Annotated in this window: 16 protein-coding genes; 7 read left to right on the plus strand and 9 right to left on the minus strand. The window is 65.4% G+C overall.

Annotated elements, in window-relative coordinates; genetic code table 11:
- Positions 1-361: 361 nt before the first annotated feature.
- Together M3G14_RS11195 and M3G14_RS11200 are read right to left on the minus strand one after the other, a co-directional pair.
- Positions 362-1009 (minus strand): DUF3239 domain-containing protein, encoded by a 648-nt coding sequence (locus M3G14_RS11195; protein ID WP_259926617.1) that lies wholly within the window; start codon positions 1007-1009, stop codon positions 362-364.
- 11 nt (positions 1010-1020) lie between these two features.
- Positions 1021-2661, minus strand: coding sequence for a DNA repair helicase XPB (locus tag M3G14_RS11200; protein WP_259926618.1), 1641 nt, complete (start codon positions 2659-2661; stop codon positions 1021-1023).
- Positions 2662-2955: 294 nt separating this feature from the next.
- On the opposite strand from M3G14_RS11200, the gene M3G14_RS11205 reads away from it, so the two are divergent.
- Complete coding sequence (locus tag M3G14_RS11205) at positions 2956-5553, plus strand: FAD-binding and (Fe-S)-binding domain-containing protein (protein ID WP_311201378.1); 2598 nt, start codon at positions 2956-2958, stop codon at positions 5551-5553.
- A gap of 136 nt (positions 5554-5689) precedes the next feature.
- Positions 5690-7285, plus strand: a complete 1596-nt coding sequence (locus tag M3G14_RS11210; RefSeq protein ID WP_259926619.1) for an FN3 domain-containing metallophosphoesterase family protein — start codon at positions 5690-5692, stop codon at positions 7283-7285.
- A 1-nt stretch (position 7286) separates the two neighbouring features.
- Here the strand turns inward: M3G14_RS11210 and M3G14_RS11215 are convergent, their stop codons facing one another.
- Positions 7287-9323: a helicase-associated domain-containing protein gene (locus M3G14_RS11215; RefSeq protein ID WP_259926620.1), complete on the minus strand. Its 2037-nt coding sequence runs from the start codon at positions 9321-9323 to the stop codon at positions 7287-7289.
- A 57-nt stretch (positions 9324-9380) separates the two neighbouring features.
- Here M3G14_RS11215 and M3G14_RS11220 point away from each other — a divergent pair, with 57 nt between their 5' ends.
- Positions 9381-9575, plus strand: a complete 195-nt coding sequence (locus M3G14_RS11220) for a hypothetical protein (RefSeq protein WP_259926621.1) — start codon at positions 9381-9383, stop codon at positions 9573-9575.
- A gap of 167 nt (positions 9576-9742) precedes the next feature.
- Here M3G14_RS11220 and M3G14_RS11225 read toward each other — a convergent pair whose 3' ends face one another.
- Positions 9743-10423, minus strand: a complete 681-nt coding sequence (locus M3G14_RS11225; RefSeq protein ID WP_259926622.1) for a resuscitation-promoting factor Rpf1 domain-containing protein — start codon at positions 10421-10423, stop codon at positions 9743-9745.
- Positions 10424-10722: 299 nt separating this feature from the next.
- Between M3G14_RS11225 and M3G14_RS11230 the strand changes: the two genes are divergently transcribed.
- The gene (locus M3G14_RS11230; RefSeq protein WP_259926623.1) at positions 10723-11106 is read left to right on the plus strand and encodes a cold-shock protein; all 384 of its coding nucleotides are present in this window, start codon (positions 10723-10725) and stop codon (positions 11104-11106) included.
- On the opposite strand, the gene M3G14_RS11235 is transcribed toward M3G14_RS11230, so the two are convergent.
- On the minus strand, positions 11103-11624 hold the full coding sequence (locus M3G14_RS11235) for a DUF2771 domain-containing protein (RefSeq protein WP_259926624.1): 522 nt from the start codon (positions 11622-11624) through the stop codon (positions 11103-11105). The genes M3G14_RS11230 and M3G14_RS11235 overlap by 4 nt on opposite strands.
- A gap of 23 nt (positions 11625-11647) precedes the next feature.
- Complete coding sequence (locus M3G14_RS11240; RefSeq protein WP_396122268.1) at positions 11648-12457, minus strand: glutaminyl-peptide cyclotransferase; 810 nt, start codon at positions 12455-12457, stop codon at positions 11648-11650.
- 57 nt (positions 12458-12514) lie between these two features.
- Here M3G14_RS11240 and M3G14_RS11245 point away from each other — a divergent pair, with 57 nt between their 5' ends.
- On the plus strand, positions 12515-13204 hold the full coding sequence (locus M3G14_RS11245; protein ID WP_259926626.1) for a DUF3027 domain-containing protein: 690 nt from the start codon (positions 12515-12517) through the stop codon (positions 13202-13204).
- Here the strand turns inward: M3G14_RS11245 and M3G14_RS11250 are convergent.
- Positions 13201-13887, minus strand: coding sequence for a hypothetical protein (locus M3G14_RS11250; RefSeq protein WP_259926627.1), 687 nt, complete (start codon positions 13885-13887; stop codon positions 13201-13203). The two genes, M3G14_RS11245 and M3G14_RS11250, sit on opposite strands and share 4 nt — an antisense overlap.
- 142 nt (positions 13888-14029) lie before the next feature.
- Here M3G14_RS11250 and M3G14_RS11255 point away from each other — a divergent pair, with 142 nt between their 5' ends.
- Both M3G14_RS11255 and M3G14_RS11260 read left to right on the plus strand, forming a co-directional pair.
- Complete coding sequence (locus M3G14_RS11255; protein ID WP_259926628.1) at positions 14030-15481, plus strand: NCS2 family permease; 1452 nt, start codon at positions 14030-14032, stop codon at positions 15479-15481.
- The gene (locus tag M3G14_RS11260) at positions 15481-16296 is read left to right on the plus strand and encodes an RNA methyltransferase (protein WP_259926629.1); all 816 of its coding nucleotides are present in this window, start codon (positions 15481-15483) and stop codon (positions 16294-16296) included. Before M3G14_RS11255 ends, M3G14_RS11260 begins: the two co-directional genes overlap by 1 nt.
- A gap of 1 nt (position 16297) precedes the next feature.
- On the opposite strand, the gene M3G14_RS11265 is transcribed toward M3G14_RS11260, so the two are convergent.
- Together M3G14_RS11265 and sepH are read right to left on the minus strand one after the other, a co-directional pair.
- Positions 16298-17143, minus strand: coding sequence for a DUF6928 family protein (locus tag M3G14_RS11265; protein WP_259926630.1), 846 nt, complete (start codon positions 17141-17143; stop codon positions 16298-16300).
- 21 nt (positions 17144-17164) lie between these two features.
- Positions 17165-18190, minus strand: a complete 1026-nt coding sequence (sepH, locus tag M3G14_RS11270) for a septation protein SepH (RefSeq protein WP_259926631.1) — start codon at positions 18188-18190, stop codon at positions 17165-17167.
- Between the last annotated feature and the right edge of the window lie 23 nt (positions 18191-18213).

Here is an 18213-nt window from a genome sequence, read left to right on the forward strand (position 1 = left end):
AAACAGACAAGCACCCCGTACACCGCACACCGGTGTACGGGGTGTTTTCGTCATGTGCGTACAGTACCCCCGGGGGGGGGGGTACTGGAATCATTGTGCAACCAGCCCGCATCACACCAGTGTTGTGCCTGGTCGCTGCAAACCCGTTGCAACATCATTGCCACCACACCACGAACACGACCGTTGCAACACGCGTGCGACCAACCCCCAGGAAAAGAAAACACCCAGGCCACCAGCAACAACACGGAAGCAAATCCACGGACCGGGCATCCAGGCAACACAACGCGGCCACCAACTCACGTACGCAGACACAAAAGCCCGGCCCCACGCAAAGGAAGGAACCGGGCACGAAGCAGAAACGCTAGGGCAGAGGAACCAACGAGTTCTTCGCGGATTCGACAAGCTCGGTATTCTTGCGTGCCTTCTCGAGGCGCTGCCACTGGTCCTGGGGGATCTCGGCACGTGCGCGGGAGATCACCTGAGTATCGGGGGTTGACCAGGCAATGGGCATCGGGGTGATGACCTGCCAGGTGTTTTTGTCGCGGGAGGAACGCTGCCCGCCAACGGCGACGACGGGGACCTTAGTGCCAACCGTGTCGTGGGTGTTCGGGATGCGCTTGACCACGCGGGAGGTGATCGCCCATCGGGCAGGAGCGTGCTCGGACGCGTTCATATTTACCAGCGCGGTGAGCGTTAGGGTGGTGCCCACGTTTTCGGTGATGATTGCGGGTGCGAGGGGGTGGGCGTCGTAAAGCGCTTGGGTCTTGCCCACAGACTTGGGCAAGATGAGCGCAACGATGAGCATGATCACTCCGAAGAGAATGAGGCCCACAGATGCGAGGACGCGCCAGGGCGAGGTAGGGCTGATGAAAAACCACGATGCGATCCCGCCCAGCACGCACAGGATAAAGATGGCGATGCCGGAAAGCACCATGCTCTTGGTATCGCGAAGCAGTTCATTGTGCTGCTTGGCGTATTCTTCATCGACCTCGAAATGAAAGGTGTTCATGGTTGGTCAGTTTATAGGTCTGCGGCGTCGATAAGCCGGTAGGCATAACCCTGCTCGGCGAGGAAGCGCTGGCGATGCACGGCGTACTCCGCATCAAGCGTGTCGCGCGCGACGATGGTGTAGAAGACTGCCTCGGCACCGTCCTGCTTCGGGCGTAGCAGACGGCCCAAGCGCTGCGCCTCTTCCTGGCGGGATCCGAAGGTGCCCGAGACCTGGATTGCCACGGCAGCTTCGGGCAGGTCGATGGAGAAGTTGGCCACCTTTGACACCACGAGCGTGGAAATGTCGCCGTCGCGGAAGGCCTGGAATGCTTGCTCGCGTTTTTTCGTGGTGGTTTTGCCGTCGACAAGTGGCGCATCGATGTGCGCGGCGATCTCCTCGAGCTGGTCGACGTAGGCGCCGATGATGAGCGTCTGCTGGCCTGCGTGCTGCGCAAGCAGCGTGTCGACCGCGTGGAGCTTGCCGCGCGAGCAGGCGGCGAGGCGGTAGCGCTCGCGGGTCTCGGCGGTGGCGTAGGTGAGGCGTTCCTCCTCGCTCAAGGTGGTGCGTACCTCGACGCATTCGGCGGTGGCGATATAGCCGGCCATCTCGAGTTCCTTCCACGGGGCGTCGTAACGCTTCGGCCCAATAAGCGAGAAGACGTCGTCCTCGCGGCCATCCTCGCGAACGAGGGTGGCGGTCAGCCCCAGGCGGCGGCGGGATTGCAGGTCGGCGGCCATGCGGAAGACGGGGGCGGGGAGGAGGTGGACTTCGTCGTAGATGATGAGGCCCCAGTCGCGGGAGTCGAAAAGCTCGAGGGCGCGGTACTCGCCCTTCGTCTTGCGGGTGACGACCTGGTAAGTCGCGATGGTGACGGGGCGGATCTCTTTCTTCTCGCCGGAGTACTCCCCGATCTCGTTTGGGGTGAGCGTGGTGCGGCGCAGCAGCTCGTCGCGCCACTGGCGGCCGGCCACGGTGTTGGTCACCAAGATGAGCGTGGTAGTTTGCGCCTGCGCCATGGAGGCTGCGCCCACGATCGTCTTGCCGGCGCCGCAGGGCAGCACGACCACGCCGGAGCCGCCCTCCCAGAAGGATTCGGTGGCGTACTGCTGGTAGTCGCGCAACTGCCAGCCGTCCTGGTTGAGCTGGATCGGGTGGTGCTCGCCGTCGACGTAGCCGGCGAGGTCCTCGACGGGCCAGCCGAGCTTGGTCAGTTCCTGTTTGATCTGGCCACGGGCGGAGGGGTGGACGGGGACGGAGGTGGCGTCGATAAGCGAGCCGATGAGCGGGCGAATCTTTTTGCTGCGGGTGACCTCGGTGAGCAGCGCGGGCTCATCCGCCTCCAAGATGAGGCCGTGCGCGGGGTGCTGTACGAGTGTGAGGCGACCGTAGCGCGCCATTGTTTCTGCGACGCTGATGAGCAGCGGCTGCGGGACAGGGAAGCGGGAGTAGCGCTCGAGCGTGTCGACGGCCTGCTCGGCGTCGAAGCCGGCGGCGCGCGCGTTCCACAGCGCGAGCGGGGTGATGCGGTAGGTGTGGATGTGCTCGGGCGCGCGCTCGAGCTCCGCAAAGGGGGCGAGCGCGGCGCGGGCTTTCGCTGCGTCCGGGTGTGCGACCTCCAAAAGAACGGTGTTGTCCGATTGGACGATTAAGGGGCCGTCTCCGATTGGCATGGGGGTCCTTTCTTCGCCGGAACTGCTGTGCTGCAAGTAGTTTAGCCTCTAAAGTGGTACCTATGACTGCCACGATCTCCGCGCCCGACGCGCGCTTCCACGACACCCTGCACCGCGAGCTCGGCACCGATTCGACCGTCCACACCTCGCTGGTCGACCGCACCAAGTACGCCCACGACGCCTCGCACTTCCTCTACACCCCGGATGCGGTGATCGAGGCACGCAACGCGCATGATGTCGCCGCCGTCTTCCGCGCGGGTCGCGCCTCCGGTACGCCGGTGGTGCTGCGTTCAGGTGGCACCTCACTGTCTGGTCAGGGCGGGGGGCAAGGGCCTGCTTGTCGACGTGCGCAAACACTTCCGCGACGTCGAAGTCCTCGACCGCGGCAACCGTGTCCGGGTGCAGCCCGGTGCGACGGTGCGCTCCGTCAACGCGCGCCTCGCGCTTTACGGCAAGAAGCTGGGGCCGGATCCGGCGTCGGAGGGCGCGGCGACGATGGGCGGCGTGATTGCAAACAACTCGGCTGGTATGGCCTGCGGTACCGAGTTCAACACCTACCAAACGCTGGAGTCGATGACCTTCGTGCTGCCGAGCGGCACCGTGATCAACACCGCTGACGCGGACGCGAACCAGCAGTTCAAGGCGCAGGAGCCGGAGCTGTTCGACACCCTTGTGAAGCTGCAGAAGCGCGTGCGGGAGAATCCGGAATCGGTGGCCAAGATCGAGCGCCACTTCGCGCTGAAGAACACGATGGGCTACGGCGTCAACGCGTTCTTGGACTTTGAAGACCCGGTGAAGGTGTTCGAGCACCTGCTCATCGGCTCGGAGGGCACGCTCGCCTTTATCGCCGAGGCGGTGCTGCGCACGGTGCCGGTGCCGAAGGTGAAGACCACCTCGGTCGCCGTGTTTAAGAGCATCGACGCGGCGACGCGCAGCCTGCCAGACCTGTTTGCCTCCAAGGCGGCGACGCTGGAGTTGATGGACTCGCACTCCATCGAGGTTGGCCGCAGCTTCGCCTCCGTGCCGGAGGAGATTACCGGCTTTGACGTGGACGGTCAGGCCGCGCTGCTGATCGAGTACCACGCAGACGACGAAGAGGAGCTCTACGCTCGCGAGCAGGCGGGCGCGGAGATCCTGCGCAGCCTTGACCTGCAGAACCCGGCGCAGTTTTCCACCGACGCCGCTGCAGCAGCGAAGGCCTGGGCCTTCCGCAAGGGCCTCTACGCCCAGGTAGCGGAGGCCCGCCCCTCCGGCACGACCGCGCTGCTGGAAGACGTGGTGGTCCCCGTCGGCGACTTGGCGGATACCTGCTCCGGCTTGCAGGGGATGTTCGCGGAGTACGGCTACGACGACGCGGTGATCTTCGGTCACGCAAAGGACGGCAACATCCACTTCCTTATCACCGACCGCTTCGAAGGCGAGGAGAACCTCACCCGTTACAACGGCTTCAACGACGCGCTGGTGGACCTGATCCTCGGCGCCGAGGGCAACCTGAAGGCGGAGCACGGCACGGGCCGCGTGATGGCCCCGTTTGTGCGCCGCCAATACGGTGACGAGCTCTACGACGTGATGGTGCAGCTCAAGCGCGCGTGCGACCCGCACAACACGATGAACCCGGGCGTGATCATCACGGATGACCCGGAAGAGCACCTGCACAATATGAAGCTGTCGGCCACGGTAGAGGACGCGATCGACAGCTGTGTCGAGTGCGGCTACTGCGAGCCGGTCTGCCCCTCGCGCGACCTGACCATGACGCCGCGCCAGCGCATCGTGGTGCGCCGCGCCCGCGCCCAAGCGCTTCTCGACGGCGACATGGACACCGTCCGCGAACTGGACGAAGCCTACGAGTACCAAGGCATTGACACGTGTGCTGCGGACTCGATGTGCGTGACCGCGTGCCCGGTCGGGATCGATACCGGCAAGTTTGTGAAGTCGCTGCGCCGCGAAGAGGCCACGAAGGTCGAAAACGCGGGCTGGGCGGCAGCCGCGAAGGCGTGGGCACCCGCGAACAAGGTAGCGTCTGTCGCGCTCACTGGCGCGCACTACCTGCCCACCGGTTTGGTGCAGAAGGTCACCGACGTCGCGCGTGCGCTCGTGGGGGAGGACACGGTACCACAGTACCGCCCCGAACTGTCTAAGGGCGGGCGCACGCGCTCGAAGGCCTTCGGCGAGCGGGTCGGCAGCAAGTTCGCCGCCCCGGTCGGCGTGTTCGTCCCGGCGTGCGTGAACTCGATGTTTGGCCCGCAGGCGGATGGGGTCGGTGCCTCCGAGGCGTTCGCGCGCCTGGTTGAGCGCGCCGGGCTGGCGCTGCTCGTGCCGGAGGGGATCGACTCGCTGTGCTGCGGCACGCCGTGGACGTCGAAAGGCATGACGCAGGGCCACGAGGTGATGGAGCAACGCGCCCAGGCGCTGCTCATGGAGGCCACCGACGGCGGCCGCCTCCCCGTTATCGTGGACGCCTCCTCGTGCACCCAGGGTTTTGCGGAGATGGCGCAAAAGGTTGGCATCACGGTCATTGACGCGATCGCCTTTGTGGAGGAACACGTCTTGGACAAGTTGAATGTGCCCCGCAAGCTGGAGTCGGTGACCCTGCACCCGACGTGCTCCTCGACGCACCTGGGGATCTTCCCGCAGGTGGTCAGGGTCGCGGAGGCCGCGGTCGAGCAGGTCAACGTCCCGGCGGACTGGAACTGCTGCGGATACGCTGGCGATCGCGGCATGCTGCACCCGGAGCTCACGGCGTCGGCAACGAAGCGGGAGGCGGCGGAAGCTCAATCGCTCGGCGCAAAGTACCACGCCTCGTCCAACCGCACGTGCGAGCTCGGACTGACGAGCGCGATAGGCGAGCCCTACCAGCACGTGCTCGAACTGTTGGAGCAGGTCAGCCGCTAAAGCGCGGGAGGAAAGTGACATAGTTCACTTTCCTCCAGTTGCCGGTGGTTGTGAGCTGGCTTAGGTTGAGGTGCGTTCGCCTTAAGAAGGCGACTGTCATTCACCTCAAAAACTTCAAAAGCCAAGGAGCACCACCGTGTTGCGTTCCCGTGCACTGACTATCGCCACCGCCGCCGCGATTGCGACTACCGGCATCTTCGTCCCCGCCGCCTCCGCTGAACAGCGTGAGGTGAGCAACGAGTACATCGCCGAGCACTTCAACACCCCGTTCACGCTGCCGGACAAGACCCCGGAGGGTGTCATCTTGCAGGTAGGCGGCAACGAGAGCGAAGCCATGCTCAACTGGGTAACCCAGAAGGGGATCACCGGCCAGTCCGTGCAGTTCGCGCCGGAAGGCACGGATGTGGCGAAGGGGCAGCTTGTCGACGCCACGTCGAAGGACTCGGTCGTCTCTCTGACCGAGGGCAAGCTGAAGGATCCCGAGGTTGAGCCGGTCTTCAACACGATCGCTGAACACAAGGCCACCATTACCGGTCTTGAGCCGGGCACCACCTACTCCTACCGCGTGGGCAGCGAGGCGGACGGCTGGTCCGAGACCTACACCTTCACTACAGATAAGGCTGACGCCGAGAAGTGGAACTTCCTCCTCTTCGGTGACGTGCAGCTGTACTCCACCAAGGACATGAAGGCGCAGACCAAGGGCTGGGACGACAATGTGTCCAAGGCTACGGAGCAGTTCCCGGACACCTCCTTCATCCTCTCGGCAGGCGACCAGGCCAACCACTCCGCGCTCCACGAGCACGAGGCGTTCATCTCGCCAGACGAGCTGCGCTCCTACCGCACCGCCGTCAACATGGGCAACCACGACAACTACCATGCTCCGAGCTATGCGGCGATGTACAACCTGCCGAACCAGGAGGACGAGAACTACTGGTTCACCCACAACAATGCGCTGATTATCTCCCTGGACTCGAACGACTGGGAAGACCTGGACGACGACGTGGACTTCCTGCGCCGCACGGTCAAGGAGCAGGGCGAGGGCAAGGATTGGGTGATCGTGACCTACCACCACTCCACCTTCTCCCAGGCCTACCACCAGGAGGACCGCGGCGTGATGTACTGGCGCGAGCGCATGACCCCGGTCCTGTCCGAGCTGGACGTCGACCTGGTGCTCGGCGGTCACGACCACATCTACGCGCGCTCCCACCTGATGAACGGCTACACCCCGGTCGACTCGGGCCGTGAGGCGAAGATCGGCGAGACGCTGGCGAAGAAGCCGGGCGAGGTTCAGTACCTCACCACCAATTCTGGGTCGGGCTCGAAGTACTACCAGTTCTTCGACTTCAAGACCGGTGAGCGCGACGAGGAGACGAAGGAGAGCTTTGACCAGACGGTCAAGGAGAAGACCATCCGCGACTACACCGCGCTGTGGAACCAGAAGGAGGTTCCCAACTACACCAGCGTTGAGGTCACTCCGCAGGGCCTGAAGGTGTCTACCTTCGAGTACACCACCGGCGACCTGGTCGATGAGTTCACGCTCACCCGCGCTGCAGCGCAGGACGAAAATCCGGGCAAGGACAACAGCGGCTCCGTGGACGCGGATGAGAAGGACAACACGCTCGCAATCGTCCTCGGCGTAATTGCAGCGCTCGCGGCGGTGCTCGGCGGTGGTTTCTGGGCGGCGCAGCAGGGCATGATCCCGGGCGTTGACCTGGAAAAGCTGCTCCCTTAAGTTAGGTCAGCTCGACCTCTGCCACGCGGGGGATGGGCAGGCGCACGACCGCATCCGTTGACTCGTTGAGCAGGTCGGCGCGGCCCGCCCGTACCGAGAGGGGGAGCGCAAGCAAGGTTTGCCGCTCGCCCGCGCTGTTGAAGTAGGTCACGCGCACGTGCCGGCGGGCTCGCGCCGCCGCCTGGAGCGCCTCAGCAGGGGACTGCGCCGCAGTAGTGGAAGACGCGTCCTTTTCTTCTGCGAGCAGCGTGTTGACCAGCTGCTCAGCGAGCGCCTCGTCCACGCGCTGCGTCTTTGGCAGCGCCGCCGGGGTGGGGCGGACCAAGGCGGGTTCGGGCGCGAGGTCGAGTGTGGTGCCCTCGGCGTCCTCGGCCGCCGGCTGGAGCCCCGCCTCACGCAGCGCCTTGAGCAGTTTGGGCAAGGGCAACTCGGAGATGGCCACGGTGGGCGCAAGCACCCGCAGCGGGGTGTGCTGAGCAGCCGTGGCGATGAGTGCCGGGTCGGCGCTGCGCAGGTAGCTTAAGGCGCGTCCGGCGCGGATGGCACCGTGGGTGCGCGCGACGTCGTCAAGCAAAAAGCCCAGTGACTGAGGGACTTCACCCACAGTGTGCGCATCGAGCCAGCTCTTGAGCTCCGCGGCTGTGTGGCCGGCGTCGAGTGCGCGGCGCACGGAAGCGTCGCTCACGCGCCACACGCTGGCCAGGCCAGGGGACTCAAGCTCGGCAAAGGACTCGAGCACCGCCGCCATCGCGGGTGGTAGTGGGCCGGGCGCGAGGATGGTCAGATCCGCCTGGGCGATCACCGCATCGATTTCGGTGGGCACAAGCGCGCGGGTCGCGGCGGCGACGTCCTCGCGGGCCAGCAGGGCGCGCAGCGGCGTCGAAGGGGTGGGGGCAAGTGCACCTAGGGTACGGGCTTCGGCAGACAACGCGTTGAGGCGCTCCGGGCGCAAACCTGCGGCGTCGAGCGGGGCGTAAAAGAGGAGGTGCTGCGGGTCCCCGCCGGAGCGGGCCACCATCGCTTTTGTGCGGCGCAGCTCGGGCTCGCGCGATTCGGAGTGCAGCAGTTTGGTGGCATCGGAGCGCCAGGGGGAGGCGAGCCAGCCGGCGAGCAGGATTGCCCACTGGTCGGCGATCGTGGCGTCTAACCACGCGAGCGCATCTTTGGTTGCGGCGAGGCAGTCCTGCTCGTCGACCGGGCCGCAGCCGATGAGCCCTGCGGCATGCCCCACCGTGATAGGCAGGCGCACCTCGAAGCCGAGTGTCTTTTCCAGCGCGGCGATCGCGCGAACCCCGACGGAGCCGTCCTTGTTCAGCGGAACCGGGGAGCGCATAAGGGCGGTGAGCAGCTGGCGCATCTGGCGCACCGCCTCAAGCCCGGCCGCGGTGGCGTCCGCGTCTACCTTTTCCTGGTCTACCTCCGGCGCGGGGGGAGGGGTGAGCGGATGCTCGCGCGGTGTGCGGCCGCGGAAAGCTAAGAGCACCGGCTCGGGCAGCCGCACCGAGCGTTCATTAAGTCTTTCGATGAGGCCGGCGGCGAGCAGGCGCGCGGCTGGGGTAGTCGGATCCGCGTCCGGTGCCGCCGCCTTGGAGACGCCGAGGCCGCCACCTGCGGCCAGTGACTCGAGGACTTTGCGCTGACGATCGTCGAGGTCGGCGAGCTTTTCCGCCAGGTTATCGGGGATGCGGTCGGCCACGCGCCACGCTGGCGGCAGTGGTGCGACCGCACCCGGGGCGACGCGCACGGCGCCGTCCGGGCCGGCGCTGTAGACGAGCGCGGCGTCGCGCAAAGCGGTGACATCTGCGGTGGGGGTGGTGGGGGTGAGCTCGGCGCCGGCGTCGACAAGCGATTGCAGTGTGGCGAGGTCGGAAGCGTTGAGCCTACGCAATGCGCGCGCTGTGGAGGCGGATTGTGTGAGGCGGATCGCGAGCGACGCTAACGAGGGCGGAGGCGGGAAGAACGCGTCAGGGCGCGTGGCGATGATGCGACGCAGCGCGTCGGGGCTGAGGTTGGTAAGTGCGTTGGCGAAATCAGACATAGTAGGAGTTTTTAAGTCTACGTGCGTTTTCTGCGCGGACATGAAAGAATGAGTGTCATGGCTAAAGATGTACAGAATATCGGCCGCGCGAACCCGGCGTGGCCCGAGCACACCCACGGTAATGGTCACCCTGTGACGGAGATTTCTTCGAAGCTGGCGGGCGCTTCCAGCCCCTTCGGCGACGAGCTGATCCTGCCGATGCCGGCTGAGGAAACCGGCTACGTGCACACGACCACTCGCATTAACCGCTAAGTAGGGTTGTGCCGCCTGCGGCGCGTCTGCGCTGGCAGGCGTATTTGGCATTCCTTTCAAGCGCCTTCCAACCTTGGGGAGGCGCTTTTTCATGCGCATAGAAAAACGCTGCGGCCCACGCGCGAAAGCGTGGGCCGCAGCGTTGTCGCCTTTTCAGGCGTACGACCTTAGCGCAGTGCCTGTGCCTGCACCTGGGCGATGATTCCGTTGATGTTGCCGTTGAGGACGGCGTCGATCAGCGGCTGGTTCGCCTTGTAGAAAGCGTTGTAGTCGTGGCGGTTCGCGGCGTAGGTGGTGTGGACCTGTGCCGGAACGCCGATACCGGCGTTGTTCAGGTTCGACACGATCTGCTTGTACAGCTGGTCCACGGCGAGCGTGGTGTCCTGCTGCGCTGCCGGGGCGGCTGCCTGAGCCTGAGCCGGTGCCGGTGCGGGGGCCGGCGCCGGGGCTGCCTGCGCAGCCTGTGCGTCGCGGTTGGTCGGCGCGGAGTTCAGGCCGAGGCTTGCGGAGCAGGCCGGCCATGCGCCCCAGCCCTGCTGTGCCAGGGTGCGCTCTGCCACGATGATCTGCTGCTCGCGGGTGGCCTGGTCGGCGGTCGGGGCGAACTCGCCGCCGCCGTATGCCTGCCAGGTGCCGTAGTTGAACTGCAGACCACCGTAGTAGCCGTTGCCGGTGTTGATGTGCCAGTCGCCGCCGGCCTCGCAACCTGCGAGCCGGTCCCAGTCGGAGTCCGGGGCGGCGGATGCCTGCGGGGCCAGCGCGCCGGCGCCGGCGAGGGCGGCCGCTGCTGCGGTGCCCGCGAGGGCCTTCTTGGCCGGGGAAGTGGTCTGCTTGGAGTGGCGTCCCATGATCGAAAAATCCTCTCTCGGTACTGCCTTTGCAGTGCTGCCGGTTTACATTGCGGGTCAGCCTAGCGGTTTATAACGATTGAGTCACGTTATGGGCACGGTTTGTGACTGTAGGGACGGGGTGGCAAGTGGATGACCTGTCAACGTACCAGGTCAGCGAGTTGCAAAAAATTTAGGTGATATACGTCACATTCTCCCCGGGCGTGGTGCAGGGGAGGAAAACGGGTAGCATCACCTCTTTCGTTATTGTGAAGGTAACGCCCCGACGTGGGCTTGAGAGATGTAAAGGAAGATGCAATATGCCTATCGGAAAGGTGAAGTGGTTCGACGCCGACAAGGGCTTCGGCTTCGCATCCAACCCGGGTGAAGAGGACGTCTTCATCGGCAAGTCCGTCCTCCCCGACGGCGTGGAGGAGCTTGTTCCTGGCCAGCGCGTCGAATTCGACTTTGCGGCAGGCCGGAAAGGCCCGCAGGCGCTGCGCGTGAAGGTGCTTGACAGCCCGAAGCGCCGCCCCGTGCACCGGCACAAGCCTGAGCAGCTGGGCAGCATGCTCGCTGATGTGATGACGATGATCGAAACGCAGGTGCAGCCCGCCCTCACGCAGGGCCGCTACCCGGATCGCAAGGACGCGCGACAGGTCGCAGAAATTCTGCGCGCAGTCGCCCGCGAGCTCGACGCCTAATTTCCTGAGGCGTCGCTGCCGTTGAGCGCAACCGACCACGTGGCGAGGACAGGGATCTCTTCCCCGTCCTCGCCTTTGTCTATCTCGAGGGCGGAGACCTCGGCGACAACGAGGCGTGCCCCCGAATCCTTTTCCACGTCAACGGTGTGCTCGTTGGCCTCGTGGGACTGGAAGACCCGCTCGTCGTTTGCAGCTGGGTCGTCGTAAATCGTGAGCAGCCGCCACCCGGAGCTGGAGATCTCTTCCGGCACCGTAATGGTCATTTCCTTTGCCTCGCCTACATCAAGCGTGGGCGGATCGCCGCCATCGCACTGCTCGTCCAGTGGGCAGACCGTGTACGGGGCCAGCTCCTGTGTAGTGCCATCCGCGGCGACCTGCACGCGGATGTCCCGCACCGGGGTGGAAGGGGCCGAGCGCTGCCACTCCAAAAAGGCGTAGATGCCAGCGACCAGCACGATCACCCCCACGGCAATGACGGCGATCTGCTTGCCCCATGATGTCGCACCCGGTTTAGCCATACTGGACAGTCTAACCAGTGCAGTTAGTCGACGGGTTCGAAGGTGACGCGGTACATATCCGGCCAGCGTTTGCCGGTCAAAAGGAATGCTTCGGTGCCAGGCAGGTGCGCGATGCCGTTGAGCACGTTGTTGGGGTCGTCCTCGGCGTTGTTGGGCAGCGCGGAGGCGTCGATAAGCGCGGTGACCTCGCCGCTTTCAGCATCGATGCGGAGGATATCGGTGGTGGTAAAGACATTGGCGTAGACAGCGTCGTCCACGCACTCAAGCTCGTTTAAGCCCGTCACCGGCTTGCCGTCTGCGGTGACCTCGAAGCGTTCGCGCTCCGCGAAGGTTGCCGGGTCAAGGCGGCGTAAGCTCGCCGAGCCGTCGGAGAAGATGAGCTCATCATCGCGCGCGCACAGCCCCCACCCCTCGCCGTCGTAGGTGGCGCGGCCGGTTGCTTCCAGCGTGTCCGCGTCGCGCCGCAACGCGACGCCATCCTGCCAGGTCAGCTGCCACACGCTGTCGCCGACTTGGGTGATGCCCTCACCGAAATACTGCGGGTCCAAGTCAACGGAGGCCAGTTCGGTGTCTCGCGCACTACCCGCAGCGTCGAGCGTGCGTCGGTAGAGCCGCGACTGCCCCTCCTGGCCCGTGCCCACCAGCAGCGTGCCATCCGGGGCTACCTCGAGCCCCTGCGTAAAGCTGTCCTGGTCGAAGGGGTAGCGCTCGTGTACCACGGCATGCAGCTTCTCGACGCCGCCAGCAGGCGCGTCACTCGCACAGCCGCCAAGCGCAAGCCCGCCGACAACAAGCGCACCGACGAAAGGAAGGGGGAAACGGAACAGATGCATGGCATCCATGATGCCCCACCATCGCGCGACTGCAGGCCTCTCGCGCATAATAGGGGCGTGTCTCAATCCAGAAAACGATCCCGCAACCGATCCAAGAAGCGTTCCCCGCTGCTGAGCGACGTCGCCATCAGCACCGCGCGCGCCGCGCTCGAGGAAATTGCCGCCCCCGAAGAGATCGGGGAGCACATTGGCGTTGGAGGACTGAGCCAAAACGTGGCCACCCACCGCTTCGAGGCCAACGTCCCCGGATACGACGGCTGGGAGTGGAACGCCGTGGTTGCCTGCGCTACCGGTTCGACCTGGGTGACCATCAACGAGGTCGCGCTGATGCCAGCGGCGGGCGCCCTCGAGGCCCCCGATTGGGTGCCCTACTCGGAGCGCCTGCGGCCCGGCGATCTCGGCCCCGGCGACATCCTCGAACCAGCCCCGGACGACACCCGCATCACTGCGGATTCTTTCTCCCGCCATGCCATCGTCATTCCGGGGCGAGAGACCAAGCACTACCTGACCGAACAAGGCCTGGCGGAGGCGGAGAAGCGCTGGCGCACCGGCGACTTCGGGCCCAACAGTGAGTTCGCCGAGAAAGCTACCCTGCACTGCCGCACTTGCGCCTTCTACGTCCCCATGGGTGAGCCGATCGGGGAGAACTTTGGCGTGTGCACCAATGAGTACTCCGCCGACGGGCGCGTGGTGGCCTCCTCCTACGGCTGCGGCGCGCACGCCGATACCACCGTCGATCTGATCTAGACGGCGACCGCGCGCTGCGCACGCAGCTCGTTGACCTCACGGTGCGTGGGCAACGCGCCGCGTTCCACCCACTGCCGCGCCGGGCGAGAAGTTCCGTACTCGAGCCAAGTGGTGACGAGGCGTGCACCGTAGACCGGGTCGATCACCCAGACCTCGCTGGAAAGCAGGTCGGAGCGGATGAACCCGCCGGGCAGGTGGGCGAGCTCGACGCCCTGCCCGGCGAGGATTTCAGCCACGCCGTCGAGTGCGATCGAGCTGGAGGTGCGTTCGTGGCTGGAGATGTAGGCGCGTCCGTGCTGCAGCATCACAAGCGGAGCCATGATGGCAGAGACGACCCTCCCCGTGGCGTCGACAAGCAGGCCCTCATGCGCCGGAGTCTGCGCGAGCGTGAATCGCTGCCAGCCCAAGTCCGGCCCAGAGTAGGCAGGGAGGGTGCGCTCATCGCGGATGGGGCGCGCCGCGACCGTGATCTCTGCCGGAGCGGGCGGCAGCGGCCGCAGCTCGAGCGAAGCGGTCCCACCGTGGATTTCCAACTTGGCGCGGCGCGTGCCGGCGACCATGCTCAGGCGCACGCGCAGGCGGTTTAGCGCCGCCGTGGAGACGCCCAACTCACGGGCTGCTGCGGCGTAGCGCGTGGCGTCGATAACCCGGCCCTCTTCCACGACGAAGCTAAAAGCGTGCACGCGGTTCCTTTCGGCGCAAAGACGTATTTGTAAAAACTGGCAGAGAAGTGACAGGCTATGACACGTAAAATGGCAGCGGCAACGCGCTGCGCCACTCGCCTAATTCAATTACCCGGACACAGGGTAGAGGAGAAGAACTGACGTGAGTACCGTCACCTCTCACACCGCGCCGCAAGGCGGGCTTGACCGATTCTTTCATATCAGCGAACGGGGCTCCACCGTCGGCGCGGAGATCCGCGGCGGCGTGGTCACCTTCTTCGCAATGGCCTACATCGTCTTGCTCAACCCGCTGATCCTGGGCACCAGCCCGGACCGCAACGGCATCGAACTGGGCATCCCACAGGTTGCGGCCGTGACCGCCCTGGCCGCCGGTGTGATGTCGATCTTGTTCGGCATTATTGCCAAGTACCCCTTCGGCATCGCTACCGGCCTGGGCCTGAATACGCTCGTGGCCGTCACCCTTGTAGGCCAGCAGGGACTGACTTGGCCTGAGGCCATGGGGCTGGTGGTCATCGACGGCATCATCATCGTGATCCTTGCCATCTCCGGTTTCCGCACCGCGGTCTTCAACGCAATCCCTGACTCGATGAAGGTCGCCATGAGCGTGGGCATCGGCATGTTCATCGCCATGATCGGCCTAGTCGACGCCGGCTTCGTCCGCCGCGTCCCGGACGAAGCGATGACCACTGTGCCGGTGCAGCTGGGTTTTGGCGGCTCGATCGCGTCCTGGCCCACCTTCGTTTTCATCATCGGCCTGATCATCTGCGGTTTCATGGTCGCACGCAACATCCCCGGCGGCCTGTTCATCGGCATCGTGGTCACCACCATCATCTCGCTGGTCGTCGAGCACTTTGCCGGCGCTGGCTCGTCGGCGGATGACCCGCACGGCTGGTCGTTGGCCGTGCCGGAGCTGCCGAGCTCCTTCGGTGGTGTGCCGGACCTGTCCCTGGTTGGCAGCGTGGACCTGCTCGGTGCGTTTACGCACCTCGGTGTCGTCGCCGCCTCCCTGCTTGTCTTCACCCTGGTGTTGGCGAACTTCTTCGACGCGATGGGCACCATGACCGCGCTCGGCCGCCAGGCAGGAGTGACCGACGAACACGGCAACCTGCCGGACATGAAGCGCGCCCTGATCGTCGAAGGCTTCGGCGCGGTGCTCGGCGGTGCGGCCTCCTCGTCCTCAAACACCGTCTTCGTTGACTCCTCCGCCGGCATTGCCGACGGCGCGCGCACCGGCCTGGCAAACGTCGTCACCGGCGTCCTCTTCCTCCTCGCCATGTTCTTCACCCCGCTCTACGAGATGGTGCCCATCGAGGCGGCCGCCCCCGTGCTGGTGGTCGTGGGTGCGCTCATGATGATGCAGGTTGGCAGCATTGAATGGTCGCGTTTCGACGTTGCGTTCCCCGCCTTCCTCACCATCGTGGTGATGCCGCTGACCTACTCGATTGCCAACGGCATCGGCGTCGGCTTCATCGCGTTCACCGTCATGGCACTGTTTACCGGCAAAGCAAAGAATATCCACTGGATCATGTGGCTGATCTCCCTGCTGTTCGTGGTCTACTTCGCCCAAGGCCCGCTGCTGGCGGCGCTGAGCTAATGCGCACGCGTATCGACGACGCGCAGGACCCGCGCCTAGACGACATCCGCGACCTGAAGCACTCGGACAAGGAAAAGGGGCTGGTTTTTGCCGAGGGCCCGCTGGTGGCCGGCAGGCTCGTGGAGTCGCGTTTCCCCGTGCGCGCCATCTACGGCTTCGGCGGCAGGCTGGAAACCTTCCTGGGCGACTACGGGGAAGCACTCGCACACCGCAGCATCCCGGTGTACGAGATTTCCCGCCAGCTGATGGGGGAGGTCGCCGGCTATGACATGCACCGCGGCCTGCTCGCCTCCGCGGACAAGGCACCGGAGCGCACTGTCGCCGAGGTAATCGACGGCGCACGCACCCTGGTCATTCTCGAGGGTGTCGGCGACCACGAGAACATCGGCTCCATCTTCAGAAACGCTGCCGGCATGGGCGTTGACGGCGTGCTGTTCGGGGCGGCGACCGCCGATCCGCTGTACCGCCGCAGCGTGCGTGTGTCCATGGGGCACGTGCTGCGCACTCCCTTCGCGCACCTCGAGGGCACCACAACCACCTGGCAGCGCTCCCTCGATGAGCTCAAAGACGCCGGTTGGTGGCTTGTCTCACTGACCCCGGCCGACGACGCCGTCCTGCTGCGCGAGGCCGTCGCGGGGCACGAGAAGATTGCTTTCCTCGTCGGCGGGGAGGGGCCGGGGCTGACCCGGCATGCAATGGCGGCTACCGACGTCCGCGCGAAAATCCCGATGGCACCGGGCACCGACTCGCTCAACGTGGCGACTTCGGCCGCGATTGCGTTCTACGAAGCGCAGCGCAGCCGGTCCGGCAACTAGACTAGCGGTCCGAGTGCCGGATCTTCTCGCGCACCGTGGCGGCGAGGTTGCGCACGCGGCGCGCCACACCCCGCCCGACCCGCTTGGTTGCGGCGACGGAGGCGTCGGCAAGATCGGCGAACTCGTGACCACCCTCGTCGGGGTTCGGAAGCTCGTAGTCGTCGTAGTCCTTCTCCGAATCGGCGAAGCGAGCGGCGACCTCATTGACCGTCTTCGTCCGCGGTTTTGCCGCGTGAATCTTCGGCTCCGGGCGCCCGTCGATGGCGTAGCCGACCACGTGCACGTCAGGGCCCTGCGGGCTGACCGGCACGCCGAGCCAGGCTTCCTGGGCGGCCTGAGCGAGATCGGACGGCTCAAAAGGCAGCGAAATGCCGCCGAGCTGCTCAGCCTTCTCGCCCGCCCAGTACGGGGCCTCAAAGGGATCGGGCAGGCCGATATCTTCCAGCACGACCTCGCGCGTGGCCGCGAGCGCGCGGCGCACCGTCAGGCCTGAATAGTGGGCAAAGCCCGCAAAGTCCGAGTCGGTGCCGTGGGCGAAGACGTACGTATCAGTCGCGGGGAGAGCCTCGCGCAGATACGCCGTGACCTCAGAAATCTTGTCCATCTTTTCCACGAAGGTCTGCACGACGGCGACGCCGGGGTAGCCGGCGATGTAGAACTCATCGGCACCGGGGGTCGAGGAGCGATTGAGCGGAAACTCGCCGATCGGCGTGATCGGCCAGGCCGGGTTGATCTGCGACAGCAGCTTGCGGCCGAAACCACGGTCGGCCTTCGGGGCAGAGTTCAACACCTCGGCGGGGTCAGGGGTACTGACAAACCACACGGTCACAATGGCGGGATAAGGCATGACAGGGAATCCTTCCGTGACCTATTTGCGGGGACGCTTCGTATTCGTGCGTACGCCGAGCAGCACGTCTTCCCAGTGCGGCGTGACGGCCTTGCGGCGACGCTTCTGTGGCTGCTCGCCGTCGGGGTGGCGCAAAAAATCGCCCTCAGTGACTGTGCCTTCAGCGCCTTCAGCGCCTTCAGCAGTGCCTGCATCCCCGCCTGCCGCCTCCGGTGAGTCCGCCGTGTCTCGGCCGCTACTTGCGCTGCCGTCCCACTCGTCCGCCCCGCGGGCGTCGACGGCAGTCAGGCTGCGTACCGGCTGCACGAAGTCTGGGTCGGTTAAGTCTGCGGCGACGGAATTGCGGGCTTCCGTGGAAGCGGGCGAGCCCATGGAGCGCTGCAGCGTCCACTGCGCCTCGTTTTCTGTCAGCCCGGCCCGCCAGCGCAGGTGCACTACCCAGGGCTCGCCGGGCTCGCGGGTGGCGTCCCACTCCGCGTCGCTGAGCGAATGCCCACGGGCTGCGAACGCGGTGGCCAAGATTTCGAAGAGGGTGAGTTTCGCCGGGCCGTCCTCGCGCACCGGGTGCGACTGCTTCGCTGCCTCCGCGATCTGCATGCGCTCGAGCACGACGGGGTGGGAATACGCGTCGATGCGGCTCACCGCCACGCCCATCTCATCGGCCAGGTCCTGGGAGGTCGCGCCCGCGCGGATCCGCGCCTGGATCTCGCGCGGCGTCATTGTCAGCGGGTTGGTCAGCAGCGGGTCCGGTTCCGGCAGCCCGCGCTGCTTGCTCAGCGCGCTGAATTCAGGAGTGTCGTCGTGCTCTGCGACGGCGTCTTCCTGCGGCGCTTCCTCGGGCTCCGCTGCAGGCGTTTCCTCTTCGACCGCGGAAAGTGGCGCTGGCTGCTCCTCGCCGCGTTGCACCTGGGTCGCGTCCTGTGCAGCGTCAGGGGAGAAGACAGGGGCAAACTCCGAACGGGCAATTTGGAAGCTCACGCCTTCGGAGTCGCGGAGAACGAAAAACTTCTCCGTTGACTCGTCTGCCATCAAATACAGCTCGCGCATGAATCTCCCTTCGACCTCAAAGT

Origin of the sequence: Corynebacterium sp. p3-SID1056, from assembly GCF_025152525.1 — a bacterium.
In the GTDB taxonomy this organism is placed as follows: Bacteria; Actinomycetota; Actinomycetes; order Mycobacteriales; family Mycobacteriaceae; genus Corynebacterium.

Bases quoted from the DNA above. Each gene is read 5' to 3' on its own strand.
- M3G14_RS11235 (WP_259926624.1), bottom strand. From the start codon at position 11,624: ATGGCTAAACCGGGTGCGACATCATGGGGCAAGCAGATCGCCGTCATT.
- M3G14_RS11260 (WP_259926629.1), top strand. From the start codon at position 15,481: ATGCGCACGCGTATCGACGACGCGCAGGACCCGCGCCTAGACGACATC.
- M3G14_RS11225 (WP_259926622.1), bottom strand. From the start codon at position 10,423: ATGGGACGCCACTCCAAGCAGACCACTTCCCCGGCCAAGAAGGCCCTC.
- M3G14_RS11215 (WP_259926620.1), bottom strand. From the start codon at position 9,323: ATGTCTGATTTCGCCAACGCACTTACCAACCTCAGCCCCGACGCGCTG.
- sepH (WP_259926631.1), bottom strand. From the start codon at position 18,190: ATGCGCGAGCTGTATTTGATGGCAGACGAGTCAACGGAGAAGTTTTTC.
- M3G14_RS11240 (WP_396122268.1), bottom strand. From the start codon at position 12,457: ATGCATCTGTTCCGTTTCCCCCTTCCTTTCGTCGGTGCGCTTGTTGTC.
- M3G14_RS11220 (WP_259926621.1), top strand. From the start codon at position 9,381: ATGGCTAAAGATGTACAGAATATCGGCCGCGCGAACCCGGCGTGGCCC.
- M3G14_RS11230 (WP_259926623.1), top strand. From the start codon at position 10,723: ATGCCTATCGGAAAGGTGAAGTGGTTCGACGCCGACAAGGGCTTCGGC.
- M3G14_RS11265 (WP_259926630.1), bottom strand. From the start codon at position 17,143: ATGCCTTATCCCGCCATTGTGACCGTGTGGTTTGTCAGTACCCCTGAC.
- M3G14_RS11200 (WP_259926618.1), bottom strand. From the start codon at position 2,661: ATGCCAATCGGAGACGGCCCCTTAATCGTCCAATCGGACAACACCGTT.
- M3G14_RS11195 (WP_259926617.1), bottom strand. From the start codon at position 1,009: ATGAACACCTTTCATTTCGAGGTCGATGAAGAATACGCCAAGCAGCAC.